At 59.7% G+C, this 25404-nt stretch carries 22 protein-coding genes and 4 tRNA genes; 21 read left to right on the top strand and 5 right to left on the bottom strand.

Going from position 1 to position 25404, the window contains the following annotated elements:
- Positions 1–33: 33 nt before the first annotated feature.
- The 18 genes from asd (at position 34) to VNV36_RS17525 (ending at position 19955) form a co-directional block, all read left to right on the top strand.
- Entirely contained in the window at positions 34–1146 is a 1113-nt protein-coding gene (gene asd / locus VNV36_RS17610) for an aspartate-semialdehyde dehydrogenase (RefSeq protein ID WP_186532610.1), read from the top strand.
- 194 nt (positions 1147–1340) lie between these two features.
- Positions 1341–2351: an aspartate-semialdehyde dehydrogenase gene (locus VNV36_RS17605; RefSeq protein WP_325718877.1), complete on the top strand. Its 1011-nt coding sequence runs from the start codon at positions 1341–1343 to the stop codon at positions 2349–2351.
- A 208-nt stretch (positions 2352–2559) separates the two neighbouring features.
- On the top strand, positions 2560–5217 hold the full coding sequence (locus VNV36_RS17600; RefSeq protein ID WP_325718874.1) for a FimV/HubP family polar landmark protein: 2658 nt from the start codon (positions 2560–2562) through the stop codon (positions 5215–5217).
- A 265-nt stretch (positions 5218–5482) separates the two neighbouring features.
- Positions 5483–6307 (top strand): tRNA pseudouridine(38-40) synthase TruA, encoded by an 825-nt coding sequence (truA, locus tag VNV36_RS17595; RefSeq protein ID WP_325718963.1) that lies wholly within the window; start codon positions 5483–5485, stop codon positions 6305–6307.
- 64 nt (positions 6308–6371) lie between these two features.
- Complete coding sequence (locus VNV36_RS17590; protein WP_325718872.1) at positions 6372–7004, top strand: phosphoribosylanthranilate isomerase; 633 nt, start codon at positions 6372–6374, stop codon at positions 7002–7004.
- A gap of 199 nt (positions 7005–7203) precedes the next feature.
- Positions 7204–8124: an acetyl-CoA carboxylase, carboxyltransferase subunit beta gene (gene accD / locus VNV36_RS17585; RefSeq protein ID WP_325718870.1), complete on the top strand. Its 921-nt coding sequence runs from the start codon at positions 7204–7206 to the stop codon at positions 8122–8124.
- The gene (gene folC / locus VNV36_RS17580) at positions 8121–9428 is read left to right on the top strand and encodes a bifunctional tetrahydrofolate synthase/dihydrofolate synthase (RefSeq protein WP_325718868.1); all 1308 of its coding nucleotides are present in this window, start codon (positions 8121–8123) and stop codon (positions 9426–9428) included. Before accD ends, folC begins: the two co-directional genes overlap by 4 nt.
- Positions 9412–10062 (top strand): SPOR domain-containing protein, encoded by a 651-nt coding sequence (locus tag VNV36_RS17575; protein WP_325718865.1) that lies wholly within the window; start codon positions 9412–9414, stop codon positions 10060–10062. The genes folC and VNV36_RS17575 overlap by 17 nt, the downstream gene beginning before the upstream one ends.
- 98 nt (positions 10063–10160) lie before the next feature.
- Complete coding sequence (locus tag VNV36_RS17570; protein ID WP_129999126.1) at positions 10161–10721, top strand: CvpA family protein; 561 nt, start codon at positions 10161–10163, stop codon at positions 10719–10721.
- Positions 10722–10762: 41 nt separating this feature from the next.
- A complete protein-coding gene (gene purF, locus VNV36_RS17565) occupies positions 10763–12268 on the top strand; it encodes an amidophosphoribosyltransferase (protein WP_007956466.1) in 1506 nt (501 codons plus the stop codon).
- Between the two features lie 71 nt (positions 12269–12339).
- Entirely contained in the window at positions 12340–13551 is a 1212-nt protein-coding gene (locus tag VNV36_RS17560; RefSeq protein WP_325718858.1) for an O-succinylhomoserine sulfhydrylase, read from the top strand.
- Positions 13548–14324 carry an SDR family oxidoreductase gene (locus VNV36_RS17555; protein ID WP_325718856.1) on the top strand — a complete coding sequence of 259 codons (777 nt, stop codon included), beginning with the start codon at positions 13548–13550 and terminating at the stop codon, positions 14322–14324. Before VNV36_RS17560 ends, VNV36_RS17555 begins: the two co-directional genes overlap by 4 nt.
- A 176-nt stretch (positions 14325–14500) precedes the next feature.
- Positions 14501–14576: transfer RNA gene (locus VNV36_RS17550), tRNA-Val, on the top strand.
- A 55-nt stretch (positions 14577–14631) separates the two neighbouring features.
- Positions 14632–14708 (top strand) — tRNA-Asp (locus tag VNV36_RS17545).
- Between the two features lie 93 nt (positions 14709–14801).
- A tRNA-Asp gene (locus VNV36_RS17540) sits at positions 14802–14878 on the top strand.
- A gap of 475 nt (positions 14879–15353) precedes the next feature.
- On the top strand, positions 15354–18185 hold the full coding sequence (locus VNV36_RS17535) for a xanthine dehydrogenase family protein molybdopterin-binding subunit (RefSeq protein ID WP_325718854.1): 2832 nt from the start codon (positions 15354–15356) through the stop codon (positions 18183–18185).
- Positions 18178–18717: a (2Fe-2S)-binding protein gene (locus VNV36_RS17530; protein ID WP_325718851.1), complete on the top strand. Its 540-nt coding sequence runs from the start codon at positions 18178–18180 to the stop codon at positions 18715–18717. Before VNV36_RS17535 ends, VNV36_RS17530 begins: the two co-directional genes overlap by 8 nt.
- A gap of 2 nt (positions 18718–18719) precedes the next feature.
- Positions 18720–19955, top strand: coding sequence for a c-type cytochrome (locus VNV36_RS17525; protein WP_325718850.1), 1236 nt, complete (start codon positions 18720–18722; stop codon positions 19953–19955).
- Positions 19956–20140: 185 nt separating this feature from the next.
- Here the strand turns inward: VNV36_RS17525 and VNV36_RS17520 are convergent, their stop codons facing one another.
- A complete protein-coding gene (locus tag VNV36_RS17520; protein WP_325718849.1) occupies positions 20141–21424 on the bottom strand; it encodes an NAD(P)/FAD-dependent oxidoreductase in 1284 nt (427 codons plus the stop codon).
- A 183-nt stretch (positions 21425–21607) separates the two neighbouring features.
- On the opposite strand from VNV36_RS17520, the gene VNV36_RS17515 reads away from it, so the two are divergent.
- Positions 21608–21684, top strand: a tRNA-Val gene (locus tag VNV36_RS17515).
- Between the two features lie 473 nt (positions 21685–22157).
- On the opposite strand, the gene VNV36_RS17510 is transcribed toward VNV36_RS17515, so the two are convergent.
- On the bottom strand, positions 22158–22319 hold the full coding sequence (locus VNV36_RS17510; RefSeq protein WP_325718848.1) for a hypothetical protein: 162 nt from the start codon (positions 22317–22319) through the stop codon (positions 22158–22160).
- 519 nt (positions 22320–22838) lie between these two features.
- Here VNV36_RS17510 and VNV36_RS17505 point away from each other — a divergent pair.
- A complete protein-coding gene (locus VNV36_RS17505; protein WP_325718846.1) occupies positions 22839–23294 on the top strand; it encodes a DUF2214 family protein in 456 nt (151 codons plus the stop codon).
- 217 nt (positions 23295–23511) lie between these two features.
- On the opposite strand, the gene csrA is transcribed toward VNV36_RS17505, so the two are convergent.
- On the bottom strand, positions 23512–23706 hold the full coding sequence (gene csrA / locus VNV36_RS17500) for a carbon storage regulator CsrA (RefSeq protein ID WP_003179932.1): 195 nt from the start codon (positions 23704–23706) through the stop codon (positions 23512–23514).
- Between the two features lie 250 nt (positions 23707–23956).
- Between csrA and VNV36_RS17495 the strand changes: the two genes are divergently transcribed.
- Complete coding sequence (locus VNV36_RS17495; protein WP_325718844.1) at positions 23957–24325, top strand: SPOR domain-containing protein; 369 nt, start codon at positions 23957–23959, stop codon at positions 24323–24325.
- A gap of 62 nt (positions 24326–24387) precedes the next feature.
- Here the strand turns inward: VNV36_RS17495 and VNV36_RS17490 are convergent, their stop codons facing one another.
- Positions 24388–25077 (bottom strand): endonuclease, encoded by a 690-nt coding sequence (locus tag VNV36_RS17490; protein WP_325718843.1) that lies wholly within the window; start codon positions 25075–25077, stop codon positions 24388–24390.
- A 4-nt stretch (positions 25078–25081) separates the two neighbouring features.
- Positions 25082–25351, bottom strand: a complete 270-nt coding sequence (locus VNV36_RS17485) for a DUF1654 domain-containing protein (RefSeq protein ID WP_414705526.1) — start codon at positions 25349–25351, stop codon at positions 25082–25084.
- Between the last annotated feature and the right edge of the window lie 53 nt (positions 25352–25404).

Here is a 25404-nt window from a genome sequence, read left to right as displayed (position 1 = left end):
CAGCGGCCCACTTTTCAAGAAGGTGTAGTTGCGATGAAACGTGTAGGTCTGATCGGTTGGCGCGGGATGGTCGGTTCCGTGCTCATGCAGCGGATGCTGGAAGAGCAGGATTTCGATCTTATCGAGCCGGTGTTTTTCACCACGTCCAATGTCGGTGGCCAAGGCCCGTCCGTGGGCAAGGACATTGCTCCGCTCAAGGACGCTTACAGCATTGACGAGCTGAAGACCCTCGACGTGATCCTGACCTGCCAGGGCGGCGACTACACCAGCGAAGTGTTCCCGAAGCTGCGCGAAGCCGGCTGGCAGGGTTACTGGATCGACGCCGCGTCGAGCCTGCGCATGAACGATGACGCAGTGATCATTCTCGACCCGGTCAACCGCAAGGTCATCGATCAGCAGCTGGATGCGGGCACCAAAAACTACATCGGTGGCAATTGCACCGTCAGCCTGATGCTGATGGGCCTGGGCGGTCTGTTCGAAGCCGGTCTGGTGGAGTGGATGAGCGCCATGACCTATCAGGCGGCCTCCGGTGCCGGCGCGCAGAACATGCGTGAGCTGATCAAGCAGATGGGCGCGACCCACGCCGCTGTTGCCGATCAACTGGCCGATCCGGCCAGCGCGATCCTCGACATCGACCGTCGGGTAGCCGAGGCCATGCGCAGCGAAGCGTACCCGACCGAAAACTTCGGCGTACCGCTGGCTGGCAGCCTCATCCCCTGGATCGACAAGGAACTGCCGAACGGCCAGAGCCGCGAAGAGTGGAAGGCCCAGGCCGAGACCAACAAGATCCTCGGTCGCTTCAAGAGCCCGATCCCGGTCGACGGCATCTGCGTGCGCATCGGTGCCATGCGCTGCCATAGCCAGGCGCTGACCATCAAACTGAACAAAGACGTACCGATTGCCGATATCGAAGGGCTGATCAGCCAGCACAACCCTTGGGTCAAACTGGTGCCGAACAACCGCGACATCAGCATGCAGGAGCTGAGCCCGACCAAAGTCACCGGCACCCTGAATGTACCGGTCGGTCGTCTGCGCAAACTGAACATGGGTTCGCAATTCGTCGGCGCCTTTACCGTCGGCGACCAGCTGCTGTGGGGCGCGGCCGAGCCGCTGCGCCGCATGCTGCGGATTCTGCTGGAGCGTTGATCGTTTGCAGTAATGAAGAAGCCCGTACCTTGCCAAAGGTGCGGGTTTTTTTTTATGCCTTGAAATGCATTCCCTTGTGGGAGCGAGCCTGCTCGCGAAGGGGCCGGCACTGACATCGCAAATCCCGCAGAAATTGCCTGTGCGCCACCCACCCGGTAAAGTGCCGCTCCCCCCGTTTTGCCAGAGGTAGTTCCATGACCCAGACTTTCGATATCGCCGTTATCGGCGCCACCGGTACTGTCGGCGAAACCCTCGTACAGATTCTCGAAGAGCGCGACTTCCCGGTCGGTAACCTGCACCTGCTGGCCAGCAGTGAATCGGCCGGCAGCTCGGTGCTTTTCCGCAACAAAAACGTACGCGTGCGTGAGGTCGACGAGTTCGATTTCAGCAAGGTCAGACTTGTGTTCTTTGCCGCCGGCGCTGCGGTGTCCCTGAGCTATGCGGCCCGGGCGCATGCCGCCGGTTGCTCGCTGATCGATCTGTCCGGCGCCTTGCCGGCCGATCAGGCGCCCCAGGTGGTGCCGGAGGCCAACGCCGAGGTCCTCACCACTCTGAAAACCCCATTTCAGGTCAGCAGCCCGAGCCCATCGGCCACCGCGCTCGCCGTAGTGCTCGCGCCGTTGCTCGATCTGGTTGACCTGCAATACGTCAACGTCACTGCCAATCTGGCCGTTTCGGCGCAGGGGCGCGAGGCGGTAACCGAACTCGCGCGTCAGACCGCCGAGCTGCTGAACATGCGGCCGCTGGAGCCGACGTTCTTCGACCGGCAGATGGCATTCAACCTGCTGGCCCAGGTCGGTACGCCCGATGCGCAAGGCCACACGCTGCTGGAAAAACGCCTGGTACGTGAGTTGCGGCAGGTGCTGGCGAAACCTTTATTGAAGATTTCCGCCACTTGCGTTCAAGCCCCGGTGTTTTTTGGCGATAGCTTTAGCGTGACCTTGCAGTCAGGCAGCGCTGTTGACCTGGAAAAGGTCAACGCAGTGCTCGAGGCCGCACCTGGCATCGAGCTGGTCGAGGCCGGCGATTATCCGACGGCTGTCGGTGATGCAGTGGGGCAGGACGTGGTCTACGTCGGTCGAGTACGCAGTGGAGTCGACGACCCGGCGGAACTAAATCTTTGGCTGACGTCAGATAACGTACGCAAAGGCGCGGCCCTCAACGCCGTGCAACTGGCTGAGTTGTTGATAAAAGACCTGCTGTAAAAGATACTTGGCAACAATTTGTCGACTGATTCTAGGTGAGCGCTATGCTTGCCCGAAGTGATCGATGACGTGTCACCCTCCGGGACTTTCCGGGGCATCAAAGAAATGATCGCGCGCGGCGGCTCTCGTCGTTGCGCGCAATGCCTTACGGCAGCGCTATTCAAAAGCTTCTCGCTGGCCGAGGAACGTTCAAACAAAGGATGAGGCTATGGTTCAAGTTCGCAAACTGGTGTTAGCAATAGCGGCCGCCTCGGCGCTGTCCTCCGGTATGGCGCATGCCCTCGGGCTCGGGGAGCTGACCCTGAAGTCGACCCTGAACCAGCCGCTGGTGGCTGAAATCGAGCTGCTCGACGTCAAGGATCTCACCGCCGCCGAAGTGGTGCCGAGCCTGGCTTCACCCGAAGATTTCGCCAAGGTCGGCGTCGATCGCCAGGCCTTTCTCAATGATCTGACGTTCACCCCGGTGCTCAACGCCAACGGCAAAAGCGTGTTGCGCGTGACGTCGAGTCAGCCGCTGTCGGAACCGATGGTCAAGTTCCTTGTGCAAGTGATGTGGCCCAATGGCCGCCTGCTGCGCGATTACAGCGTATTGCTGGATCCTTCGAAGTTCTCGCCGCAGACCGCTGATGCCGCCGCGCAACCGGCACCGTCGCAGACCATCGCCGCGCCAACCACTGGCGCCACCCATCGCAATCAATACACCACCACGCCGCGCGACACCCTGTGGGAAATCGCCGCGAAGGCACGCAACGGCGGCTCGGTACAGCAGACCATGCTGGCGATTCAGGCGCTCAATCCGAACGCATTCATCGACGGCAATATCAACCGCCTGAAAACCGGGCAGGTCCTGCGTCTGCCGGACTCGGTGCAAAGCACCGCACTGCCGCAATCGGCAGCCATTGCCGAAGTGGCGGCGCAGAACGAAGCGTGGCGTCAGGGCCGTCGCTACGTGGCCAAGCCTGGCACCGGTCAGCAGCAACTCGACGCGACCAATCGCGGTCGCGGCAATGCCGCTGCGGCGCCCAACACTCAGGACAATCTGAGTCTGGTCTCGGCCGAAAGCGCCAAGCCCGGCGCGAAGGGGCCGGCGGGCGACGCCAAGGCGCTGAGCAACAAACTGGCAATCACTCAGGAAAACCTCGACACGACCCGTCGTGACAACGAGGAACTGAAAAGCCGTATGGCTGATCTGCAAAGCCAACTGGACAAGCTGCAAAAGCTGATCGAGCTGAAGAACAATCAGCTGGCGAAGATGCAGGCCGATGGCGCCGGTGCCGCGCCTGGCGCCAACGGTGCTGTGCCGCCAGTGCCGGCAATTACCGCCGAACTGGCCGCGACACCGCCCGCCACCCCGGCGGACGCCGCAGCCGCTTCACCCACCCCGGAGTCAGCCATTGCGCCACCAGCGGAAACACCGGTTGAGCCGGTGGTCGAGCCGGTGGTCGAAACCACGCCGGCTGCTGCTGACGATGACAAAGCTTTCAACGAACTGCTGACCAATCCGATCCTGCTCGGCCTGATCGGCGGCGGTGCGGTGGTTCTGCTGCTTCTGCTATTGCTTCTGGCGCGTCGTCGCAAAGCTCAGCAGGAAGCGGAAAAGCACCTGCGCATGGCCCGCGCCCTGGCTGAAGAGCAAGAGTTCTCCGCCGAGCACGATCTGCCGGAGAGCAGCTTCGCTGGCCTGGAAACTCCGGCGGCCAGCGTCAAGCTCAACACGCCTGCTTCAGCGCCTGCGCCAACCCCTGCGCCGGTCGTCGCTCCGGTGGTGATGGCCGCGCCGATCGCCGCGCCTCTGGTGGCCCCGTCCGGCGAGCGCTCGGATGACGTGCTCGACAAGGCGCAATCGCACATCAATGCCGGTCGCCTGAACCAGGCCGCCGCCCTGCTGGAAGAGGGCGTCAGCCTTGAGCCGGAGCGCAGTGATCTGCGTCTGAAACTGATGGAAGTCTACGGCCAGCAGGGCGACCGCGACGCGTTCGTCGCGCAGGAACGACAACTGGTGGCCAATGGCGACAACTTTGCCAAGGTCGAGGCATTGAAAAGCCGCTTCCCGGCAATGGCTGTGGTTGCTGCCGGTGGGCTGGCGGCCGCCGCCGTCGCCGCGGAACTGGACGCGCAATACGTCAAGGATCTGCTGCAGGACGAGCCGCAAACGCCTGAGCCTGCGACTGACGACCTGGACACGGCGTTCGATTTGAGCCTGGACGACCTCGACAACATCACCCCCGTAGATCCTGCGCCAGTGGCCGAGCCAGAAGCGCCGGTCGAGCTGGACGCATTTCCGGCTGAAGACGATCTGAGTTTCGCATCGGTGCTGCAAGAGCAGACCGAGATGAAAGACAATCTCGACGATCTGTCGGACTTCGATCTGGACATGGATCTGGGCGCCGAACCATCACCAACTACTCTGGCTGAAGATGACTTCCTGCTGGATCTGGATGATGGCGTGAAAGATCTGCCACCGGTCGAGACACCGGCAGTTGCTGACGTGCCCCAGGACGATCTGGAGTTGCCAGCCGATTTCGACCTGTCACTGGCGGACGAAATGGACACCAATCCCGCCGCCGAGCGGGACGCCTTCGGAGCCGAGCTGGACGACGTCAACGCCGAGCTGGATCGTTTGTCGCAAAGCATGGCCGAGCCAACCTTCACCGAAGCGGACGCTGCGTTGGGCGACGATCTGGGTGAAGATGATTTCGACTTCCTTGCCGGCACTGATGAAGCGGCGACCAAACTGGATCTGGCCCAGGCTTATATCGACATGGGCGACGCCGACGGTGCGCGTGACATCCTCAACGAAGTGTTGACCGAGGGTGACGAGAAGCAGCGGGGCGAGGCCAAGGAAATGCTTTCCAATCTGGTGTAAGTTCAGCAACAAACAAAAACGGCAGCCCGGTGGGGCTGCCGTTTTTGTTTGTGCCGGGTTCGGCGGTGTTTGATCGATTGCTTTCGCGAGCAGGCTCGCTCCCACAGGGGAATGCGTTGCAAATGTGGGAGCGAGCCTGCTCGCGAAGAGGTCGGAACTGGCGACAGAGAACTCTGGCATCCCCGGCCCGCCGCCTTATAATGCCCGCCTTTGCAAATCAGCAGGCTGTCCCACCTTGGCAAACATAGATAACCCGGTCGCCGAAATGGCGCCCGACGGCTTTTACCGCGTCGCGCTGGGCGTTGAGTACAAAGGCTCGCGCTACAGCGGCTGGCAGCGTCAGCTGACTGGCGTGGCAACGGTGCAGGAAGAACTCGAAAAAGCCTTGTCGAAGGTCGCCGATTCGCCGGTTTCCCTGCAGTGCGCCGGGCGTACCGACGCCGGTGTGCATGCCTGCGGACAAGTGGTGCACTTCGACACACAGGTCGATCGGTCGCTGAAAGCCTGGGTCATGGGCGCCAACATCAATCTGCCCCACGACATCAGCGTCAGTTGGGCGAGGGTGATGCCTGCGCATTTTCACGCCCGGTTCAAAGCCATCGCCCGGCGTTATCGCTATGTGATCTACAACGATCAGATCCGTCCGGCGCATCTCAACGAAGAAATCACCTGGAATCACCGTCCGCTCGACGTCGAGCGCATGGCTGAGGCCGCGCAATGCCTGATCGGCACTCATGACTTCAGCGCGTTCCGGGCTGGTCAATGCCAGGCCAAGTCGCCGATCAAGAAAATGCACCACCTGCGCGTGACCCGGCACGGCAAGATGATCGTGCTTGATATACGTGCCAATGCGTTCCTGCATCACATGGTGCGCAATATTGCCGGCGTGCTGATGACCATTGGCGCCGGTGAGCGTCCGGTGGAATGGATGAAGGAAGTGCTGGAAAGTCGTGAGCGCCGTTCCGGCGGAGTGACAGCGCATCCGTACGGTTTGTATCTGGTGCAGGTCGAGTACCACGACGAATTCCCGTTGCCCGAGCGTTTTATCGGGCCACATTTCCTTACGGGTTTCTCCGAACTTGACGGCTGACGCCCTCGAACGCTTTTGTTACCATCCGGGACGTTTTCGGATTTTGCCTTGAGGTTTTCCTGACATGTCAGCCGTTCGCAGCAAGATCTGCGGCATTACCCGCGTAGAAGATGCACTGGCCGCCGTCGAAGCCGGTGCCGATGCGATCGGTCTGGTGTTTTACGCCAGGAGCCCGCGTGCGGTGAACGTGCAGCAGGCGCGGGCGATCATCAAGGCATTGCCGCCGTTCGTCACCACCGTGGGGCTGTTCGTCAATGCCAGCCGTTGCGAGCTGGGGGAAATCCTCGATGCGGTGCCCCTGGATCTGTTGCAGTTCCATGGCGATGAAAGCGCTGAGCAATGCGAGGGCTGGCACCGTCCGTACATCAAGGCGCTGCGGGTCAAGGCCGGTGATGACATCGCCGCTGCCTGCGATGCCTATCCCGGCGCCAGTGGCGTGCTGCTCGACACGTACGTCGAAGGCGTGCCCGGCGGAACCGGCGAGGTGTTTGACTGGTCACTGATTCCGCGGCGCTTGAGCAAGCCGTTGATTCTGGCCGGTGGCCTGACGCCGGAGAACGTTGCCGACGCTGTGGCACGAGTCAAACCGTATGCCGTGGATGTCAGCGGCGGGGTCGAGGCGAGCAAAGGCATCAAGGATCACCACAGGATTCGCGCATTCATCGATGCGGTGCGCGGCAATACATTGCGGATGTGACGGCTGGCAGTCTGCCGCCGTCCACCAATGCACCTGCACAAAGCAGGCGCGGCTGAGGGTTTCTGAATCGTGCGCAGGTCATGTTTCGCGCTGACCGCGACCCTTCACCAACCATCGCCACACACATGAATTTAGCTCAAGGGCATACGCGGGGCTGCGAACCAGAGCGTTCGGGCCGCCGGTACTGGAGAAAGAAAGCATGAGCAACTGGTTAGTAGACAAACTGATCCCTTCGATCATGCGCTCGGAGGTCAAGAAGAGCTCGGTGCCTGAAGGTCTTTGGCACAAATGCCCATCCTGCGAGGCGGTTCTGTACCGTCCGGAGCTGGAAAAGACCCTGGACGTTTGCCCCAAGTGCAATCACCACATGCGCATCGGCGCACGTGCGCGCATCGACATCTTCCTCGATCCTGAAGGTCGCAACGAACTGGGCGCCGATCTGGAGCCGGTTGACCGTCTGAAGTTTCGCGACGGCAAGAAGTACAAGGACCGTCTGACTGCTGCACAGAAGCAGACCGGTGAAAAGGACGCGCTGATCTCTGTCAGCGGTACCTTGCTGGGAATGCCGGTGGTGGTTTCGGCGTTCGAATTCAACTTCATGGGTGGTTCCATGGGCGCCATCGTCGGTGAGCGTTTCGTTCGCGCTGCCAACTACGCGCTGGAAAACCGTTGCCCGATGATCTGTTTTGCTGCCTCCGGCGGAGCGCGCATGCAGGAGGCGTTGATCTCGCTGATGCAAATGGCCAAGACCTCGGCCGTTCTGGCGCGTCTGCGCGAAGAAGGCATTCCGTTCATCTCCGTGCTGACCGATCCGGTCTACGGCGGTGTTTCCGCCAGTCTGGCGATGCTGGGCGACGTGATTGTCGGCGAGCCGAAAGCCTTGATCGGTTTTGCCGGCCCGCGTGTAATCGAGCAGACCGTGCGCGAAAAACTCCCTGAAGGCTTCCAGCGCAGCGAGTTCCTGCTTGAGCACGGTGCCATCGACATGATCATTCATCGTCAGGAACTGCGTCCGCGTCTGGGCAACCTGCTGGCGCAAATGACCGGCAAGCCGACGCCGAAATTCGTCGCCGCGCCGATCGAGCCGATCGTGGTTCCGCCGGTGCCTGCCAACGTATGACCCAGCGCACCCTTGGTGAATGGCTCGCCTACCTCGAGCAGTTGCATCCGTCGGCCATCGACATGGGCCTGGAACGCTCGCAGCAGGTAGCGTCCCGCATGGGGCTGGGCCAGCCGGCGCCTCGGGTGATCACGGTCACCGGCACCAACGGCAAGGGTTCAACCTGCGCATTCGTGGCTTCATTGCTGCGCGCGCAGGGCCTGAGCGTTGGCGTCTACAATTCTCCGCACCTGCTGCGTTACAGCGAGCGGGTGCAGCTCAATGGCGTCGAAGCCACTGACGCCCAGCTGTGCGAGGCCTTTGCGGCAGTCGAGGCCGGCCGTGGCGACACTTCCCTGACTTATTTCGAGATGGGCACCCTGGCGGCGTTCTGGCTGTTTCAACGGTCGGCGCTTGATGCCGTGGTGCTCGAGGTCGGGCTGGGCGGACGCCTGGATACGGTCAACGTGGTTGATGCCGATATCGCGCTGGTCACCAGCATTGGCGTGGATCACGCTGATTATCTGGGCGATACCCGCGAATCCGTAGCCTTCGAAAAGGCCGGAATCTTCCGTCAGGGCAAGCCTGCCTTGTGTGGCGATCTGAATCCTCCGCAACCGCTGCTCGACAAGGCGCGCGAACTGGCTTGCCCGTTTTCCCTGCGTGGCCGCGATTTCGATCTCGCTGTCACCAAACAGCATTGGCAATGGCGCGGTACCGATGCCCAAGGCCAAGCGGTCGAGTTGCACAACTTGCCGCTGCTCGATCTGCCGATGGAAAACGCCGCGCTGGCGTTGCAGGCTTATCTGCTGACGGGGTTGCCATGGGTTGCCGAGCAGATTGTCGCGGCCTTGCAGGCCACTCGTGTGGTCGGGCGCCTGGACCGTCGCTCGTTCGAATGGAATGGCAAGCGTCTGAATCTGTTGCTGGATGTCGGTCACAATCCCCATGCCGCTGAATATCTGGCTGGTCGTCTGGCTGCGCGTGCGCCGGTGGGCAAGCGCCTAGCGGTGTTCGGCCTGCTCGCAGACAAGGATCTGGATGGTGTTGTGGGCGAATTGAATGCTAGTGTCGCGCACTGGGCTGTAGCGCCTCTGGACTCCCCGCGCGCCCGTCCGGTGGCTGAGTTGCAGGCAGCGCTGCAGAACCTTGGTGCTTCGGTCACGTCTTACGACAGCGTGGCGGCCGCTCTGGAAGGGCAGTGCGCTGTAGCGACCGGCGACGACGAGATTCTGTTGTTCGGATCATTTTATTGTGTCGCCGAGGCCCTTGAATGGCTGGCCCGGCGCTCCACGGAGGAAGCGGCAAATGGCTTTGCTCGATAAAGCGTACAAGCAGCGCATGGTCGGCGCGTTGGTGTTGGTGGCGCTGGCAGTTATTTTCCTGCCGATGCTGTTTTCGCGTCAGGATGAGCAGCGTCAGGTGGCCGTCGAGGCCCCGGCTGCGCCTCAACCTTCAGCCCTGCCGCAAGTGCAAATGGACCCGGTCGCCGTGCCTGAGCCGCAAGCCCTGCCGCAAGAGCCAGTGCCGACGGACGAAGAAGTCGCTGAAGAAGCAGCGCCTGCTGCTCCGGCCGCTCCGGCTCCGACCATCCCTGCGCAGATTGCCCGCCCAGCAACGCCGCCACCGGTAGTCAAGCCGATTCCGGCGCCGGCCCAGCCGATTACCTCGGCAACAAGCAAGCCTGACACCACCCAGAGCCGCGTCGATGCCAACGGCGTATCGGTGAGCTGGTCCGTGCAACTGGCGAGTCTGTCGAGTCGTGCCAGCGCTGAAAGCCTGCAGAAAAACCTGCGCAGCCAGGGTTATAACGCCTACATTCGTTCGGCCGATGGCAAGAATCGGGTGTTCGTCGGTCCGCTGATTGAGCGTGCCGAAGCCGATCGTCTGCGCGATCTGTTGAGTCGCCAGCAGAACCTCAAGGGCTTCGTTGTCCGTTTCCAGCCTGAACGTGGCTGAAATCTATCACCTCGATTGAAAAGCACTGACAATCGCAGCTTACCGACAGCCATGCGCTCTGCTAAAATGCGCCGCCTTATCCGTCTGTAGGCTGCACTGTGCCATTTACCTGGGTTGACTGGGCGATCGTTGCAATCATCGCCATCTCCGCTTTGATCAGTCTGAGCCGCGGCTTCGTCAAGGAAGCCTTATCGCTGCTGACCTGGATCATCGCAGGAGCGGTTGCCTGGATGTTTGGTGGCTCACTGTCCGAGTACCTCGCCGGATACATCGAAACCCCATCGGCTCGCGTGATCGCGGGCTGTGCCATCATGTTTGTCGCCACACTGATCGTCGGCGCAATGATCAATTATCTTATCGGCGAGTTGGTTCGCGTCACCGGGTTGTCCGGGACCGATCGATTCCTCGGCATGGCCTTCGGCGCTGCGCGTGGCGTGTTGCTGGTGGTCGTGGCGGTCGGGCTGTTGAGCCTGGGGCCGGTACAGCAGGACGGGTGGTGGAAAGAATCACAGCTCGTGCCGAAGTTTCTATTGGTCGCCGACTGGTCCAAAAACCTGATACTCGGGTGGAGCAGTCAGTGGCTTGCCAGCGGAATCAGCGTACCCGCTGAGATTCCGTTCAAGGAGCAGCTCTTGCCGGCGGCGAAAACGCCTCAGTGAGTGTTGTTCAGTTCAGATCCATTAAGTAGGGGTTGCGTCGCATGTGTGGCATCGTCGGTATCGTCGGTAAGTCGAACGTCAATCAGGCGCTGTATGACGCGCTAACCGTGCTCCAGCACCGCGGCCAGGATGCTGCCGGTATCGTGACCAGCCATGATGGCCGGTTGTTCCTGCGCAAGGATAACGGCCTGGTGCGTGACGTGTTCCAGCAGCGTCACATGCAGCGTCTGGTCGGGCACATGGGTATCGGTCACGTCCGTTACCCGACTGCCGGCAGCTCGACGTCGGCCGAAGCCCAGCCGTTTTACGTCAACTCGCCGTACGGCATCACCCTGGCGCACAACGGTAACCTGACCAACGTTGAACAGTTGGCCAAGGAGATCTACGAATCCGATCTGCGTCACGTCAACACCAGTTCCGATTCGGAAGTGCTGCTTAACGTGTTCGCCCACGAGCTGGCCCAGCGCGGCAAGCTGCAGCCGACCGAAGAAGATGTCTTCGCCGCCGTGACCGACGTACACAACCGCTGCGTTGGTGGTTACGCCGTTGTGGCGATGGTCACCGGTTACGGCATCGTCGGTTTTCGCGATCCGCACGGCATTCGCCCGATCGTGTTCGGCCAGCGTCACACGGACGAAGGCGTTGAGTACATGATCGCCTCGGAAAGCGTGTCGCTGGACGTGCTCGGTTTCACCCTGATTCGCGACCTCGCCCCGGGCGAAGCGGTGTACATCACTGAGGACGGCAAGCTGCACACCCGTCAGTGCGCGACCAACCCGTCGCTGACCCCGTGCATTTTCGAACACGTCTACCTGGCGCGTCCGGACTCGATCATCGATGGCGTGTCGGTCTACAAGGCTCGCCTGCGCATGGGCGAGAAGCTCGCCGAGAAAATCCTGCGCGAGCGCCCTGAGCACGATATCGACGTGGTCATCCCGATTCCGGACACCAGCCGCACGGCAGCGCTGGAACTGGCCAATCACCTGGGCGTGAAATTCCGCGAAGGCTTCGTCAAGAACCGCTACATCGGCCGGACCTTCATCATGCCGGGCCAAGCCGCGCGCAAGAAGTCGGTACGCCAGAAGCTCAATGCCATCGAGCTGGAATTTCGCGGCAAGAACGTCATGCTGGTCGATGACTCGATCGTGCGCGGCACCACTTGCAAGCAGATCATCCAGATGGCGCGCGAAGCCGGCGCGAAAAACGTCTACTTCTGCTCGGCGGCACCAGCGGTGCGTTTCCCGAACGTCTACGGTATCGACATGCCGAGCGCCCACGAACTGATCGCGCACAATCGTTCGACCCAGGACGTGGCCGACCTGATCGGTGCTGACTGGCTGATCTATCAGGACCTGCCTGACTTGATCGAAGCGGTCGGCGGCGGCAAGATCAAGATCGAAAACTTCGATTGCGCCGTGTTCGATGGCAAGTACGTGACCGGTGACGTCGACGAGGCTTACCTGAACAAGATCGAACAGGCACGCAACGATGCCTCGAAGGTCAAGACCCAGGCCGTCAGTGCAATCATCGATCTGTACAACAACTGAGTTTCCACCGGCCCTGAGGGGCCGGTTTTGTATCTGATATTCATTGTTCGAGAACTGCAAGGAGAGACAGCATGAGTCAGGAATGGGATGCCGGTCGGCTGGACAGCGACCTCGAAGGCGTAGCGTTCGATACCCTGGCTGTGCGTGCCGGTCAGCACCGCACGCCGGAAGGCGAACACGGTGATCCGATGTTCTTCACCTCCAGCTACGTGTTCCGTACCGCTGCCGACGCAGCGGCGCGCTTTGCCGGCGAAGTGCCGGGCAACGTCTATTCGCGCTACACCAACCCGACCGTGCGTGCCTTCGAAGAGCGCATTGCCGCGCTGGAAGGCGCCGAGCAAGCCGTCGCCACGGCAACCGGCATGGCCGCGATCATGGCGGTGGTGATGAGCCTGTGCAGTGCTGGCGATCATGTGCTGGTGTCGCGCAGTGTATTTGGTTCGACCATCAGCCTGTTCGAAAAGTATTTCAAGCGCTTCGGCGTCGAAGTCGATTACGTGCCGCTGGCCGATCTGTCCGGCTGGGACACGGCGATCAAGTCCAATACCAAACTGCTTTTTGTCGAGTCACCGTCCAATCCTTTGGCCGAGCTGGTGGATATCGCCGCGCTGGCGGAAATTGCCCACGCCAAGGGTGCGATGCTGGTGGTCGACAACTGCTTCTGCACCCCGGCGTTGCAGCAGCCGCTAAAGCTCGGTGCGGATGTTGTCGTGCACTCGGCGACCAAGTTCATCGACGGCCAGGGCCGTTGCATGGGTGGCGTTGTCGCCGGTCGTGGCGAGCAGATGAAAGAGGTGGTCGGTTTCCTGCGTACCGCCGGGCCGACTCTGAGTCCGTTCAACGCGTGGATCTTCCTCAAAGGTCTGGAAACCCTCAACCTGCGCATGAAGGCTCATTGCGCCAACGCTCAGGCGCTGGCCGAATGGCTGGAGCAGCAGGATGGCGTCGAGAAGGTCCATTACGCAGGTCTCAAAAGCCATCCGCAGCACGAATTGGCTCAACGCCAGCAGAAAGGCTTCGGTGCCGTGGTCAGTTTCGAGGTCAAGGGCGGCAAAGAGGGCGCCTGGCGCTTTATCGATGCCACGCGGTTGATTTCGATCACTGCCAACCTCGGCGACAGCAAAACCACCATCACCCATCCGAGCACCACGTCCCACGGCCGTCTGGCGCCCCAAGAGCGTGAAGCGGCGGGCATTCGTGACAGCCTGATCCGGGTCGCGGTCGGTCTGGAAGATGTGGCAGACCTGCAAGCCGATCTGGCGCGCGGTCTGGCGGCGTTGTGATCGAATTGTCGACACCGGCGGCCAATACCCATGGCCGCGTGGCGCTGGTCACCGGTGCCGCACGCGGCATCGGACTGGGCATCGCTGCATGGCTGATCAGCGAAGGCTGGCAAGTAGTGCTGACTGATCTGGATCGGGCGCGTGGTTCAAAGGTGGCGAAGGTACTGGGCGAAAACGCCTGGTTTATCGCTATGGACGTCGCCGATGAAAATCAGGTCGCGCTGGGTGTGGCCGAGGTGTTGGGGCAGTTTGGTCGCCTTGATGCTCTGGTCTGTAATGCAGCGGTAGCCGAGCCGCACAACATCACCCTGGAAAGCCTTGATCTGGCGTATTGGAACCGAGTGTTGGCGGTCAATCTGAGCGGGCCGATGTTGCTGGCCAAGCACTGTGCGCCGTATCTACGCGCGCACAACGGTTCGATCGTCAACCTGGCCTCGACCCGTGCCAGGCAGTCGGAACCGGACACCGAGGCGTACGCCGCGAGCAAGGGCGGATTGTTGGCGTTGACCCATGCGCTGGCCATCAGCCTCGGCCCGGAAATCCGCGTAAACGCGGTGAGTCCTGGCTGGATTGACGCGCGTGATCCCTCGGTACGTCGCGCCGAACCTCTGGCCGATGCCGATCATGCCCAGCATCCAGCGGGCAGGGTAGGGACGGTCGAAGATGTGGCGGCGATGGTGGCATGGTTGCTGTCGCGCAACGCCGGGTTTGTCACCGGACAGGAATTCGTCGTCGATGGCGGCATGACCAAGAAGATGATTTACGAGCAGTGAAGGGCAGCTTCGAGCTGCAAGCTGCAAGCTAAAGCAAGACTCTGGTGTACCTGCTTTAGGTGCTCCTGCTTTTTCTTGAAGCTTGAAGCTAAAAGCTGTTTTTGAAAAAAACTCCAATCCTGCTATTGACTTAGCTTCGCCACCTGCGTAAATTTCGCGGCCTCGGAGATGCAAACGGGTGATTAGCTCAGCTGGGAGAGCGTCTGCCTTACAAGCAGAATGTCGGCGGTTCGATCCCGTCATCACCCACCACTCCCGAGATACTTGTGTAAGCAAGAGCGTAGGCTGAAAGTGCCTGCACCGACGCGCAGCGGTAGTTCAGTCGGTTAGAATACCGGCCTGTCACGCCGGGGGTCGCGGGTTCGAGTCCCGTCCGCTGCGCCATATTTTACGAGTCAGATTCATCTGGTTCGCGATTGCGAGGCACCGAAGCCTGCAGTCAAAACGAGTTACTTGAGCGCAAGCTCAAAGCGATACGCAGCGGTAGTTCAGTCGGTTAGAATACCGGCCTGTCACGCCGGGGGTCGCGGGTTCGAGTCCCGTCCGCTGCGCCATATCTGTTTCAAGGAGCACTGAACGCCTTGAAACACCGAAATCAGCTGCTGGCTGAGTCGGATCGATAGCAAAGACCCTGGTCGAAAGACCGGGGTTTTTTGTGTCTGAAATTTGGCTATTCCTCTCTTGAACGCCTGCACGAATCCCCCTGTAGGCGCTGCGGCACGCTGCGATCTTTTGCTCTTGATCATCAAAACAAGATCAAAAGATCGCAGCCTCGTTTCACTCGACAGCTCCTACAAGAATCTCCGCAAGCCTCCTGCGATACCACGTCGCATTGATTTTTTTGATTATTTAGTCAGGTTTTTGTAACTGGTTGTTTGCCGCGGACGCAGAAACCTTTAAAGTTAACCTTTCGGTCAGCTTTGCACTGTCAACACAGCTCTTTGCTTCGTCAGAAAGAGCTTCTGCACGACTCGAGATCCCCTGTAGATAACCACAAGGGCGGACCTATAACCGCCCAGAGGATGATCCATGTCCAACCGTGAAATATCCCGGCGCTCGTTCCTCCAGGGCGGGCTGGTGGCGGGTGTGAGCGTTACGCTCACGCCGCTCAGTAGTCAGGCGCTGGCTGCCTTGATGGAAACCAGCGTCACCGTCCCGTCCGAGAAATGGCTCGGCAACAACGGCAAGGCGCGTCAACGCAACGATGCCCTGTCCAAGGTTTGTGGCAGCAAAGTCTTCGCTCGCGACATCCGCGCCAAGGACATGCCAGGCTGGCCTGAGCAACAAGGCCACGCCATGCTGCTCAAAACCATCAAGGCCGACCGTATCTACGCAGGCTACGACCTGTCGTGGCTCGGCGCCGATCTGCAGCCGGACCGTATCGTCACCGCTGCCGATCTGGATAAGGACGGTATCCACTTCCCCGAAGAGCACGCGCCCGATCCATTGCTGCCAGAAGGCAAGGTGCCGATGTTCATCGGTCACCCGGTGGCGATCCTGATCTGGAACGACTTCGAGCGCTTCCGTCAGGCCAAGAACCAACTCAAATTCAATGACAAAGCGATTCGTTACGGTGCCAAAGTGCCGTTCTACGAAGGCGATCCCTATGGCAGCTTCCGCTACGTGCGCGTTGGCGGCGCGACCTCGGCGGACGAAGATGAGTTCGCCAGTCTCAAGGATTCGATCCTCTTCCCGATGCTGAAAAACCGTCGCCCGGTGTGGAATTCCCAGCCAAACCTGCACGGCAACCTCACCGAGCGCGGCCTGTTCTACGCCGACCGCATGAAACAGCAAATCGACACGCCGCCGGACAACTGGCTGGTGTTCGATGAGCGCTACAAAACCCCGTCGATCGAACCGGCCGCCCTTGAGCCGGACAACGGCAACGGCTGGTACGACCCGAAAACCAAAACCCTGCATTTCGTCGTAGCGACGCAGTGCCCGCTGGAAGTCGCGACCGAGACTGCGAAGATGATCGGGCCGTCGCGTTTCGGCCTGGCCAATCTGAACATGCACCCGGGCTATACAGTCGGCTATGGCTCCAAAGACCACAACATTTTCGTCTACTACGCAGCCTTGGCCGCGCTTTACGGCGCCGGTGTTCCGGTGCGTCTGGCCAACGACCGCTACGAGCAATTCCAGAGCGGCATCAAGCGTCACCCGTTCGACATCCGCTACCAGTTGGCCGTGGACAAGAACGATTACTCCTTCAAGATTTTCCGCGCTGAAATGAGTGTCGACGGTGGCGGCCGGGTCAATTACAGCCCTTCGGTGGCGGCAGTTGGCGCTACGGCAGCGCAATCGATCTACTACATGCCGCAGAACGATCTGCAGGTCACGGCGTATCACTCGCGTGCGGTCGAAGCAGGTTCGATGCGCGGTTACGGCACTCTGCAGAGCATGGCGGCGACTGAAATGATGGTCGACGAAATCGCCAACCGCCTGGGTGTGGACGCGATCGATTTGCGCCGCAGGAACGCCCTGCGTTCCGGTATGAAAAACACTCAGGGCGCGATTCCCGCGGGTGCGCTGCGTCTGCACGAAATCCTCGACAAGGCGTCGGTGCACGAAGTCTGGAAAAACCGCGACGCGATCAAGCAACAGCGTGAAGCGGCAGATGCGGATAACTGGTACGGCGTCGGTTTCGCTATTTGCCAGAAGGACTTCGGCACCGGCTCCGAAGCGCCGATGGCCAGCATCGAATTCACCGCTGACGGCCGCATTACCTTGCGCCACATCGGTATCGAAATCGGCACCGGCATGTCCACTTCGCAAGCGTTGGTTGTCGCAGATTTCCTCGGCAGCCCGGCGCACGATGTAAAAACCGGCGAAACCGAATGGCAGGAAATGCAGCTGATCACCAGCGGCAACCCTTACATCATGAGTCAGGCCGAGCAGGACGCTCTGCTGCGCAACCCGCGCTGGGTCGGCAAGCTGGCCTCAGCCTCCTCGGCGACCAACTCCGCCTATTACTTCAGCCATGCCACCCGTGAAGCGGCGCGCGTGCTGTTCAACCACGGCTTGTGGCCGGCGGCACTGGAGATCTGGCGTCAGGGCCCCTATGGCGGCCAGGCCAACCCTTACATGGTGCGCCGCGAAGATGCGCATTGGGTCGACGGCAAGTTGACTGCCAACGGCATGCAACCGCTGAGCTTCGAAGAGTTGGCCAAGCGCGCCCACGAACGCGGGCTGGTGACGGGCGCCACGGTCCACGGTTTCAACCGTTGGAGTTGGGCCGAGGCCGAGTACAGCATCGACGGCGTGCGCGAGCGCCTGCCGCTCGACGGTCTGGCGGTGAAATACGGCGATGGCGCGCCGCAAGCGAAGAAGGCGCAAATGAACAGCGCCGGTTTCCACTTGCTCGATCGGCAGAACGTCAACTACCCGGTGGTGCAACTGAACAACGCTGCCGTGACCTACTACAGTCCGGTCGCCACGTTGGTCGAGCTGAAGGTCAACAAAGGCTCCGCGGAGGTCCAGGTGCTCAACCACCATTCGTGGGTCGAGTGCGGTCGCGTGCTGGTTGAGGAGTTGGTCAAAGGGCAGCTCGAAGGTGGCATCGCCATGGGTATTGGCCATGCGCTGATGGAAGAGATGCCGCTGTACGAAGGCGGGCCGGGGGAGGGCGACTGGAACTTCAACCGTTACCGTCTGCCGATGGCGCGTCATGTTGCGGTGTGGAAGCAGACCGCTGAAATCCTGCCGCCGCTGTCGCCAAGCGACCCGTCCAAAGGCATCGCCGAAGTGGTGATGATTCCGATTGTCGGTGCCATCGGTAACGCCGTGGCGCACGCCATCGGTAAACGTGTTCGCGACCTGCCCATCACTGCTGCGCGTATCAAGGAGGCCCTCCATGGCTAACCGTCCGCTTCAACTGACCCTCAACGGTCAATCCGTCGGCCCGGTGGACATCCCTGATGATCTGCCGATGATCGACTACCTGCACGAATACAAAAACCTCACCGGCTCGCGTCTGGGCTGCGGTCAGGGGATCTGCCACGCCTGCGTGGTGATCGTCGACAACCCCGACGGCACCAGCGAAGAAGTGCGCACCTGCATCACCGGTGCGCATTACTTCGAGGGCAAAAAAGTCCGCACGATCGAAGGCCACGCCATTCGCGACGAGCAGGGTCAGGTCACCGAGCTCAATCCGATCCAGCAACGCTTCGTCGACGAGTTCGCCTTCCAGTGCAGCTACTGCGCGCCGGGTTTCGTCAACGCTGCCACCGTGCTGGTCGAGAAGCTGCAACGCCAGCCAACCGTACACAGCAAGCTGGAACAGGTGATCGAGGACAGCCTCGGCCATCACGTCTGCCGCTGCACTGGTTACGTGCGTTATTACAACGCCACGCGCAACGTGCTGACCGATCTCGGCCTGGTCAAGGAGGGGTGAGCATGAAACGTTTATTGACTCGCCTGACTTTTGCGGTCGGACTGGCTGCGCCGCTGTTGGCTGCCCACGCCGACGATCAGATCAAGCGCGGCGAATATCTCGCCCGCGCCGCCGATTGCATGGCCTGCCACACTGCACCGGGTGGCGCGCCTTATGCCGGCGGCCTGCCGATCGTCTCGCCTTTCGGCACGATCTACGGCACCAACATCACGCCGAGCAAGGAACACGGCATCGGTCTGTACAACGATGACGAGTTCTTCGCTGCGTTGACCGAGGGCAAGCGTCGCGACGGTGCGAATCTGTATCCAGCGATGCCGTACACCTCGTATCACCTGATGCCGCGCGCCGATTCCGATGCTATTCACGCGTATCTGAAAACCATCGAGCCAATTGAGCGCGCCGCACCGGTAACCAACCTGAGCTTTCCGTTCAACGTCCGTTTGGGCCTGACGGGCTGGAACATGCTGTACGGCAAAGACGTCAAGCTGGAGCCGGCCGACGGCAAAAGTGAGGCGTGGAAGCGTGGCCAATACATGGTCGACGTTCTCGGTCACTGCGGTGAATGTCACACGCCACGCGGCCTGCCGGGCGCGATGCAGATGGACAAGCGCATGACCGGCGGCATCCTCAATGGTTATCTGGCGCCGAGCCTGCTGGCTACCGACCTGGCTGCGCGCGGCTGGAATCAGCAGGATCTGAGCACGTTTCTTAAACATGGCATGAGCGCGCAAGGGACCATGTTCAACGAAATGTTCCCGGTATTCCACAACAGCACGCAGGGTTTGAGCGATGCGGATCTGGCGGCGATGGCGATATTCCTGCTGGGCGAGCAGCCGGCGGCAGCCAGGGAACTGGTCGAGGTGCCGCTGGATAAGCTCAGCCCGAGTGCCCAACGCGGCCGTCAGGAATACTTGAACGTCTGCGCCGGATGCCATGCGGCTGGCGGTGAAGGTAAACCGCACATTGCGGTAGCGATGCGCGGCAACACCACCTTGCGCCTCGAAGACCCGCGTAACCTGCTGCGGGTGATCGAGGATGGCATCGGCGAGCAGAAGTTCTCCGGGTTCGAACACATGCAGCCGATGCCGGGTTTCGCCGACAAGTTAAATCCTGAGCAATTGACCGATCTGCTCAACTATCTGCGTCAGGGCTGGGGCGGGCAGAGCGCAGAGCTGGTGGTGAGCGAAGTGCAGAAGCTGCAAGCCGACGCGCCGGCCCTTGAGCACAACGTCCACTAAGATGCAGTCTCTCGGTCTGCAAGTGGCGCGACGGGCGCCGGAGGGGACGGCGGCAGTGCGCACTGAAGCGTTTATCCAGGCGTGACGAGCTCACTGCAGGCTCTTGCGGATTCGCGGCGCAATTGCAGGGGTCAGCTCTGAGGCTGGTGCGCAAATGAAGAGGGCCGCAGTAAGCGGCCCTTTTTTTACATCCCGAATTTGTCGCGCAACCCGTAATACCAAGCGCCCAGCGCAGCAAACGGTGTACGCAGCAATTGCCCGCCCGGAAACGGATAGTGCGGCAGATCGGCAAATGCGTCGAAACGCTCAGCCTGACCGCGCAGCGCTTCAGCCAGAACTTTGCCTGCCAGGTGCGTATAGGTGACGCCGTGTCCGCTGCAACCCTGCGAGTAATAAATGTTGTCGCCCAAACGTCCGACCTGGGGCAAGCGCGACAGCGTCAACAGGAAGTTGCCGGTCCAGGCGTAATCGATCTTTACATCCTTGAGCTGCGGGAAGGCCTTGAGCATCTTCGGGCGGATGATCGCTTCAATGTTCGCCGGATCCCGCGCGCCGTAAACCACGCCGCCGCCGAAGATCAGGCGCTTGTCGCTGGTCAGTCGGTAGTAGTCGAGCAGGTAGTTGCAGTCTTCCACACAGTAATCCTGCGGCAGCAGCGCTTTCGCCAACTCGTCACCCAGTGGCTCGGTGGTGATCACCTGCGTGCCACAGGGCATCGATTTGGCTGCCAGTTCCGGCACCAGATTGCCCAGATAGGCATTGCCGGCGACGATGATGAATTTGGCCCTGACCTTGCCTTGCGGCGTATGCACGACAGGGGTGGCGCCGCGCTCGATGCGCACGGCAGGAGACTGTTCGTAGATCGTGCCGCCCAGTGACTCGACTGCCGCCGCTTCGCCGAGTGCGAGGTTGAGCGGGTGAATATGGCCGCCGCTCATATCAAGCATGCCGCCCACGTATCGATCGCAACCGACCACTTCGCGAATGCGGCGTTGGTCGAGCAACTCGAGTTGTGAATGACCGAAGCGCTCCCACAGGCGCTTTTGTGATTCGAGATGGCCCATCTGTTTAGTGGAGAGGGCGGCGAACACACCGCCGTCCTTCAAGTCGCACTGGATGTTGTATTTGGCCACACGCTCACGAATGATCCGGGCGCCTTCAAAGGCCATCTGCCCTAGCAGTTGTGCTTGCTTGGGGCCAACCGTGCGTTCGATGACATCAATGTCGCGGCTGTAGCTGTTGACGATCTGCCCGCCGTTGCGCCCCGAAGCACCAAAACCGACCTTCGCGGCTTCGAGAACCGTCACGCGAAAACCGTTCTCCAATAGAAATAAAGCGGAGGACAATCCGGTATACCCGGCACCGATTACACAGACGTCTGTCTCTACAGCATCCTGCAGCGCAGGACGGGCCGGCACGGCATTGGCCGACGCAGCGTAGTAAGAATCCGGGTATTGGTTGTTTGCCATCCTGCCGCCTCTGTTTAATATATTTTACGAGTGCGTCGATCCTACCCGAGTTGAAAATCCTCCGCCAGCCACCGGAAAATCTTCTTCCCTGAGCAGAAATTAAATATTTTGCATATTCATAGGGTTAGGTGAAAAAAAGGTGTTGACACCCCTCCGGAATTCCGTAGAATGCCGCCTCACAGCAGGCACGTAGCTCAGTTGGTTAGAGCACCACCTTGACATGGTGGGGGTCGTTGGTTCGAGTCCAATCGCGCCTACCAAACAAAATCCGCTCTGCTGGGCGGTCTGGAAGGGCTCACCGAAAGGTGGGCCCTTTTTTGTTGTCTGGGATTTGCATAACTTTTTCATAATCCCCTCGCATTAGTACGCGTAGACGAACCAGTCGAGGGCGATCATGGCGCGCCCTATGCCCGAGTTCGCAGGATTTGAAATCTGGAACTGCCGGCCCCAAGCTGATGCCCAAATAGCAACGATAATGAGGGCAGCGCAATGACTGACGATAAAACGCAAGTGCCAGAGGAAGACCTGCCTGAGCAAACGACGCCTGCGCATTCCACAGAGGAAGAGCGGGAGCGCTTAAAGGACTTCAATAAGGATGGAATTCCGCCTGGCTCATGCTGATCTGCTTGCCATTTGAGCTAATAACCGCCGTATCAGCGAAGCAGGTAGCGCTGAGTGGAATTGATCCAGGCGAATGAAAGCCCGGACCTTGCCGGGCTTGTGCGGAAGTGAGTCAGCGCGAATCGACTTTTCGCGCGTGACTGGCGTTCGCTCTTTCACTCCGTCTGCGAAGCCAGGAAATAAGCGCGTGCAACGGATGAAGGGCGGCAGCCAGGGCGCCGAGCAGAAGAATGATGAAAAAGATGATAAGCGGAATGCTTTCGTGCGAGAACATGGTGGGTTACTCCTGTAGTCACTATGTCGGAACCCGCAGACTAGACGCTTGCAATGATGATTTGGATGAACGTATGTTCACGCGCCGGCGCCTCGATTGTGCTACGGCAAAGCACACCGGGTTGGCTGATCTGAACATCAGTGAGAAACACTTTCCTGGCGAAATGTTCTGGGGCAGGTAATCCTCCGTCCTCCCAAAAAGCGCTGGCTCCATTTTGGTGCGTCAAATTCTCCTGGTGGTATAAAAAACACTCGGATATTTAAAGGCTTACGGCTTTTTCTCTCCAACCGGTTATCGAAAAAGCCTTGTTGGAGGTTGTGAATTTAAGTAACATCCGTCCCGCGTTCACCACCACGGTTTATGCATTTTTAAATCCCAAGCTTCCATCAGCTGCTTGGGATTTTTTTTGCCTGCGATTTGTGGCACCGCACGTCCTTCGTGGCATCGCTTCACGCGCGTCTGTTTTTTCGTCTACTACTGACTGGCCGATTTTCGACTCTTTAGATGGGGAGTGTGTCGATGTTGAGTCAGTGGATTCTTGCAGCTATTCATCTTTTCGCGTTTGTCTTGGCTTTCTGGGCGGTGCTCACTCGCGGCAGGGCGTTCAGCCAGCTGACTGCCAATATGGCTCAGGTCAAGCGTGTTTTGCTCGCGGATAACCTCTGGGGGCTTTCGGCGTTGACGCTGCTGGTCACGGGTGGGATGCGTGCACTTGGCGGTTATGAGAAGGGCGCTGACTATTATCTGCATCAGCCGCTGTTCCATCTGAAAATGACGCTGTTTTTGCTGATTCTCCTGATCGAGCTTGCACCGATGATCACGCTGATCAAATGGCGTGTCGCATCATCGCGCGGGGTGGTGATCGATACGGGACGTGCGAAGTTGTATGCGCGAATCAGTCACGTCGAAGCGCTGCTCTTGACCTTGATGATGGTGGCGGCCACCGGCATGGCGCGTGGTGTGATATTCACTTAGAAGGCGAGATTCTCCGCGCTCTATCGGAAACGTCCGACAGCCAGCTCCAGAAGTGAAAGGTAAGATCGGCGGCAGAAAGCAGGGAGGCAAGTGAGGGGGGGCTGTATGCTTCAGGCGCCGTGCCTGGCGGGGTGAAATGCGGATGGCTAAACGGCGCGTGAATCTTTAGCCAGTCTTGCACGGCGGCAAAAGGACTGGCTACGTAAGACAGCGTGACTCAGGGTGTTTGCGGCTTGTCCGGAGCGGTCAGGCCGGCCTGGATGCGTTGGTAAATTTCTTCACGGTGCACTGCCACGTTTTTCGGAGCATTGATGCCGATGCGAACCTGTTGGCCGCTGACTCCGAGGATGGTGATCGTGATGTCATCACCAATGTTTATGCTTTCACCGACTTTGCGGGTGAGTATCAGCATGGTCTTCTCCTTGATTGCTTTGTAGGGCACCTGATTCAGACAGTGCAGAGGTCGGTGGTATCTATAGATTAGTGCGAAGTCTCACGGTTTGGGTGCCTCTTTCTGACGCGCAGATGCGGCATTAATTCCCAGGGCGTAACTATACAGAGGCTGCATTCATGATTCTCGTTGTTTCGTGCCCATTTTGCGGGCCTCGCGAAGTATTTATGAATGATAAGATCGCCGCTTTACGAATTCCGAGGAAAGCGTTGTGCGCAAATTGGTTTGGCTGATAGCGACACTGGCATTGGCAGGCTGCGGTGAAGGCAAAAATGTGAATGCACCGAAGCCCGAGACGAAGGTTGCGGCAGCGCCGGCGGTGGCTTCTGCACCCCAATGGGATCTGGAGGTGCGTGGTGAAACCCCTCAGGCAGTCAGTGACCTGAGCGGCTGGTTGATCGAGCATGCTTTTGTGCCGACGGTGGTCAAGGACAGCAGCGGTAACACACGCATTCTGATCGGTCCGTTCAATTCCCGGGCTGATGCTGAGGCGCGCAAGGTGCAGGTTGATGCGGCGTTGGTAAAAGCCAAGAAGCAGAATATTGAATCGGTGGTGATCGAGCACCCGCTCACGCCATAAACGAAGCGCCAAATGAGAAAGGCCTCGAGCGTAGCGCTCGAGGCCTTTTTTACGCGCTGCGCTCAGCCGCAGGCTTTCAGATTGACCGAGCCGACGAACTCATTGCCGCGCCCCATCACGCACGCCACGCTTTGGTTGCGCTGACGTTCCCAATCCTGCACCGGATAAGTCTTGTCCCACGCCTCGTACAGCTGCCGATCCTGCTTCGACAGACGCAGACCGTATTGTTTGCTCATATAAAAATACGTGCGGGCTATCATGCCGCGGATCGAAGGACGGGGCATGACCTTCTTCGCCTTGAAGTCGACTTGAGTCAGGCAGGAGCCGTACTGGCCGGATTGCACGGGCAGCCAGCCGTAGCTGAAGTTGCTGCGGTCACCATTGACCTCGCCAATGCTCGGCACCAGGTTGTGCAAATCGGCTTCAGCCTTTTGATAAACCGGATCGTAGCGTGTGCAATTCTTGCGTCCGCCTGCTTGCCAGCATTGTCGCTGATGGCCGATCTGCCACGCCGGCACGATGTGCTCCCACTCTATTCGCGAAGCGCGCTTGGCATTCTTGCGTGGCACATAACCGCAAGCCTTCAGGTCGACCTTGTTCCCGGTGTACTTGCAGCCGCAATAAAACTCGGTGGACTGGGGTGCATAAAGTTTCCACGCGGCTTTCTTGGCTTCCGAAAATGTTCGAGGGGCACCCGCCTGGGCGCTCATGGCGAAAAATAACAACAGTACAGCAACACAGCGGACACTCATTGAATCAATCTTCCTTCGGCACAACCCAAAAAATCTGCACGCCACCGTCATCGCGGTAGGCAAGGGTAACGTTGTCGTTCTCGTCGATTTCCTCGAGCAAGCGTTCCCAGTCATCCATCGGCTCATCCGGCAAACGGAAAATCAGTGCAGCTTTGGCTTTCTGTGCGGTAGGGGAGTTGATGATTTTCTGAACGCGCATACCCATGCGTTCATAAGCGTCAGGAGCAGCAAGAGAGGTGGCCACGAGGTTATCCTTATTAAGCTGTACGTGCATACAGTATTTAACTGTAAGCATTTTCGCAACTGCTTAAAATTCAAGAAAATCCT

Source organism: Pseudomonas sp. (assembly GCF_035554175.1).
Classification (GTDB): domain Bacteria; phylum Pseudomonadota; class Gammaproteobacteria; order Pseudomonadales; family Pseudomonadaceae; genus Aquipseudomonas.
The sequence above is the reverse complement of the archived record's forward strand: the minus strand, read 5'-3'. Positions and strand labels throughout refer to the sequence as shown.

Excerpts from the sequence above, each read along its gene's own strand:
- VNV36_RS17510 (WP_325718848.1), bottom strand. The coding sequence starts at position 22,319 with ATGTTCTCGCACGAAAGCATTCCGCTTATCATCTTTTTCATCATTCTT.
- VNV36_RS17590 (WP_325718872.1), top strand. The coding sequence starts at position 6,372 with ATGTCAGCCGTTCGCAGCAAGATCTGCGGCATTACCCGCGTAGAAGAT.
- purF (WP_007956466.1), top strand. The coding sequence starts at position 10,763 with ATGTGTGGCATCGTCGGTATCGTCGGTAAGTCGAACGTCAATCAGGCG.
- VNV36_RS17520 (WP_325718849.1), bottom strand. The coding sequence starts at position 21,424 with ATGGCAAACAACCAATACCCGGATTCTTACTACGCTGCGTCGGCCAAT.
- VNV36_RS17525 (WP_325718850.1), top strand. The coding sequence starts at position 18,720 with ATGAAACGTTTATTGACTCGCCTGACTTTTGCGGTCGGACTGGCTGCG.
- truA (WP_325718963.1), top strand. The coding sequence starts at position 5,483 with ATGGCGCCCGACGGCTTTTACCGCGTCGCGCTGGGCGTTGAGTACAAA.
- folC (WP_325718868.1), top strand. The coding sequence starts at position 8,121 with ATGACCCAGCGCACCCTTGGTGAATGGCTCGCCTACCTCGAGCAGTTG.
- VNV36_RS17505 (WP_325718846.1), top strand. The coding sequence starts at position 22,839 with ATGTTGAGTCAGTGGATTCTTGCAGCTATTCATCTTTTCGCGTTTGTC.
- VNV36_RS17605 (WP_325718877.1), top strand. The coding sequence starts at position 1,341 with ATGACCCAGACTTTCGATATCGCCGTTATCGGCGCCACCGGTACTGTC.
- accD (WP_325718870.1), top strand. The coding sequence starts at position 7,204 with ATGAGCAACTGGTTAGTAGACAAACTGATCCCTTCGATCATGCGCTCG.
- VNV36_RS17485 (WP_414705526.1), bottom strand. The coding sequence starts at position 25,351 with ATGCACGTACAGCTTAATAAGGATAACCTCGTGGCCACCTCTCTTGCT.
- VNV36_RS17575 (WP_325718865.1), top strand. The coding sequence starts at position 9,412 with ATGGCTTTGCTCGATAAAGCGTACAAGCAGCGCATGGTCGGCGCGTTG.
- asd (WP_186532610.1), top strand. The coding sequence starts at position 34 with ATGAAACGTGTAGGTCTGATCGGTTGGCGCGGGATGGTCGGTTCCGTG.
- VNV36_RS17530 (WP_325718851.1), top strand. The coding sequence starts at position 18,178 with ATGGCTAACCGTCCGCTTCAACTGACCCTCAACGGTCAATCCGTCGGC.
- VNV36_RS17600 (WP_325718874.1), top strand. The coding sequence starts at position 2,560 with ATGGTTCAAGTTCGCAAACTGGTGTTAGCAATAGCGGCCGCCTCGGCG.
- csrA (WP_003179932.1), bottom strand. The coding sequence starts at position 23,706 with ATGCTGATACTCACCCGCAAAGTCGGTGAAAGCATAAACATTGGTGAT.
- VNV36_RS17490 (WP_325718843.1), bottom strand. The coding sequence starts at position 25,077 with ATGAGTGTCCGCTGTGTTGCTGTACTGTTGTTATTTTTCGCCATGAGC.
- VNV36_RS17535 (WP_325718854.1), top strand. The coding sequence starts at position 15,354 with ATGTCCAACCGTGAAATATCCCGGCGCTCGTTCCTCCAGGGCGGGCTG.
- VNV36_RS17560 (WP_325718858.1), top strand. The coding sequence starts at position 12,340 with ATGAGTCAGGAATGGGATGCCGGTCGGCTGGACAGCGACCTCGAAGGC.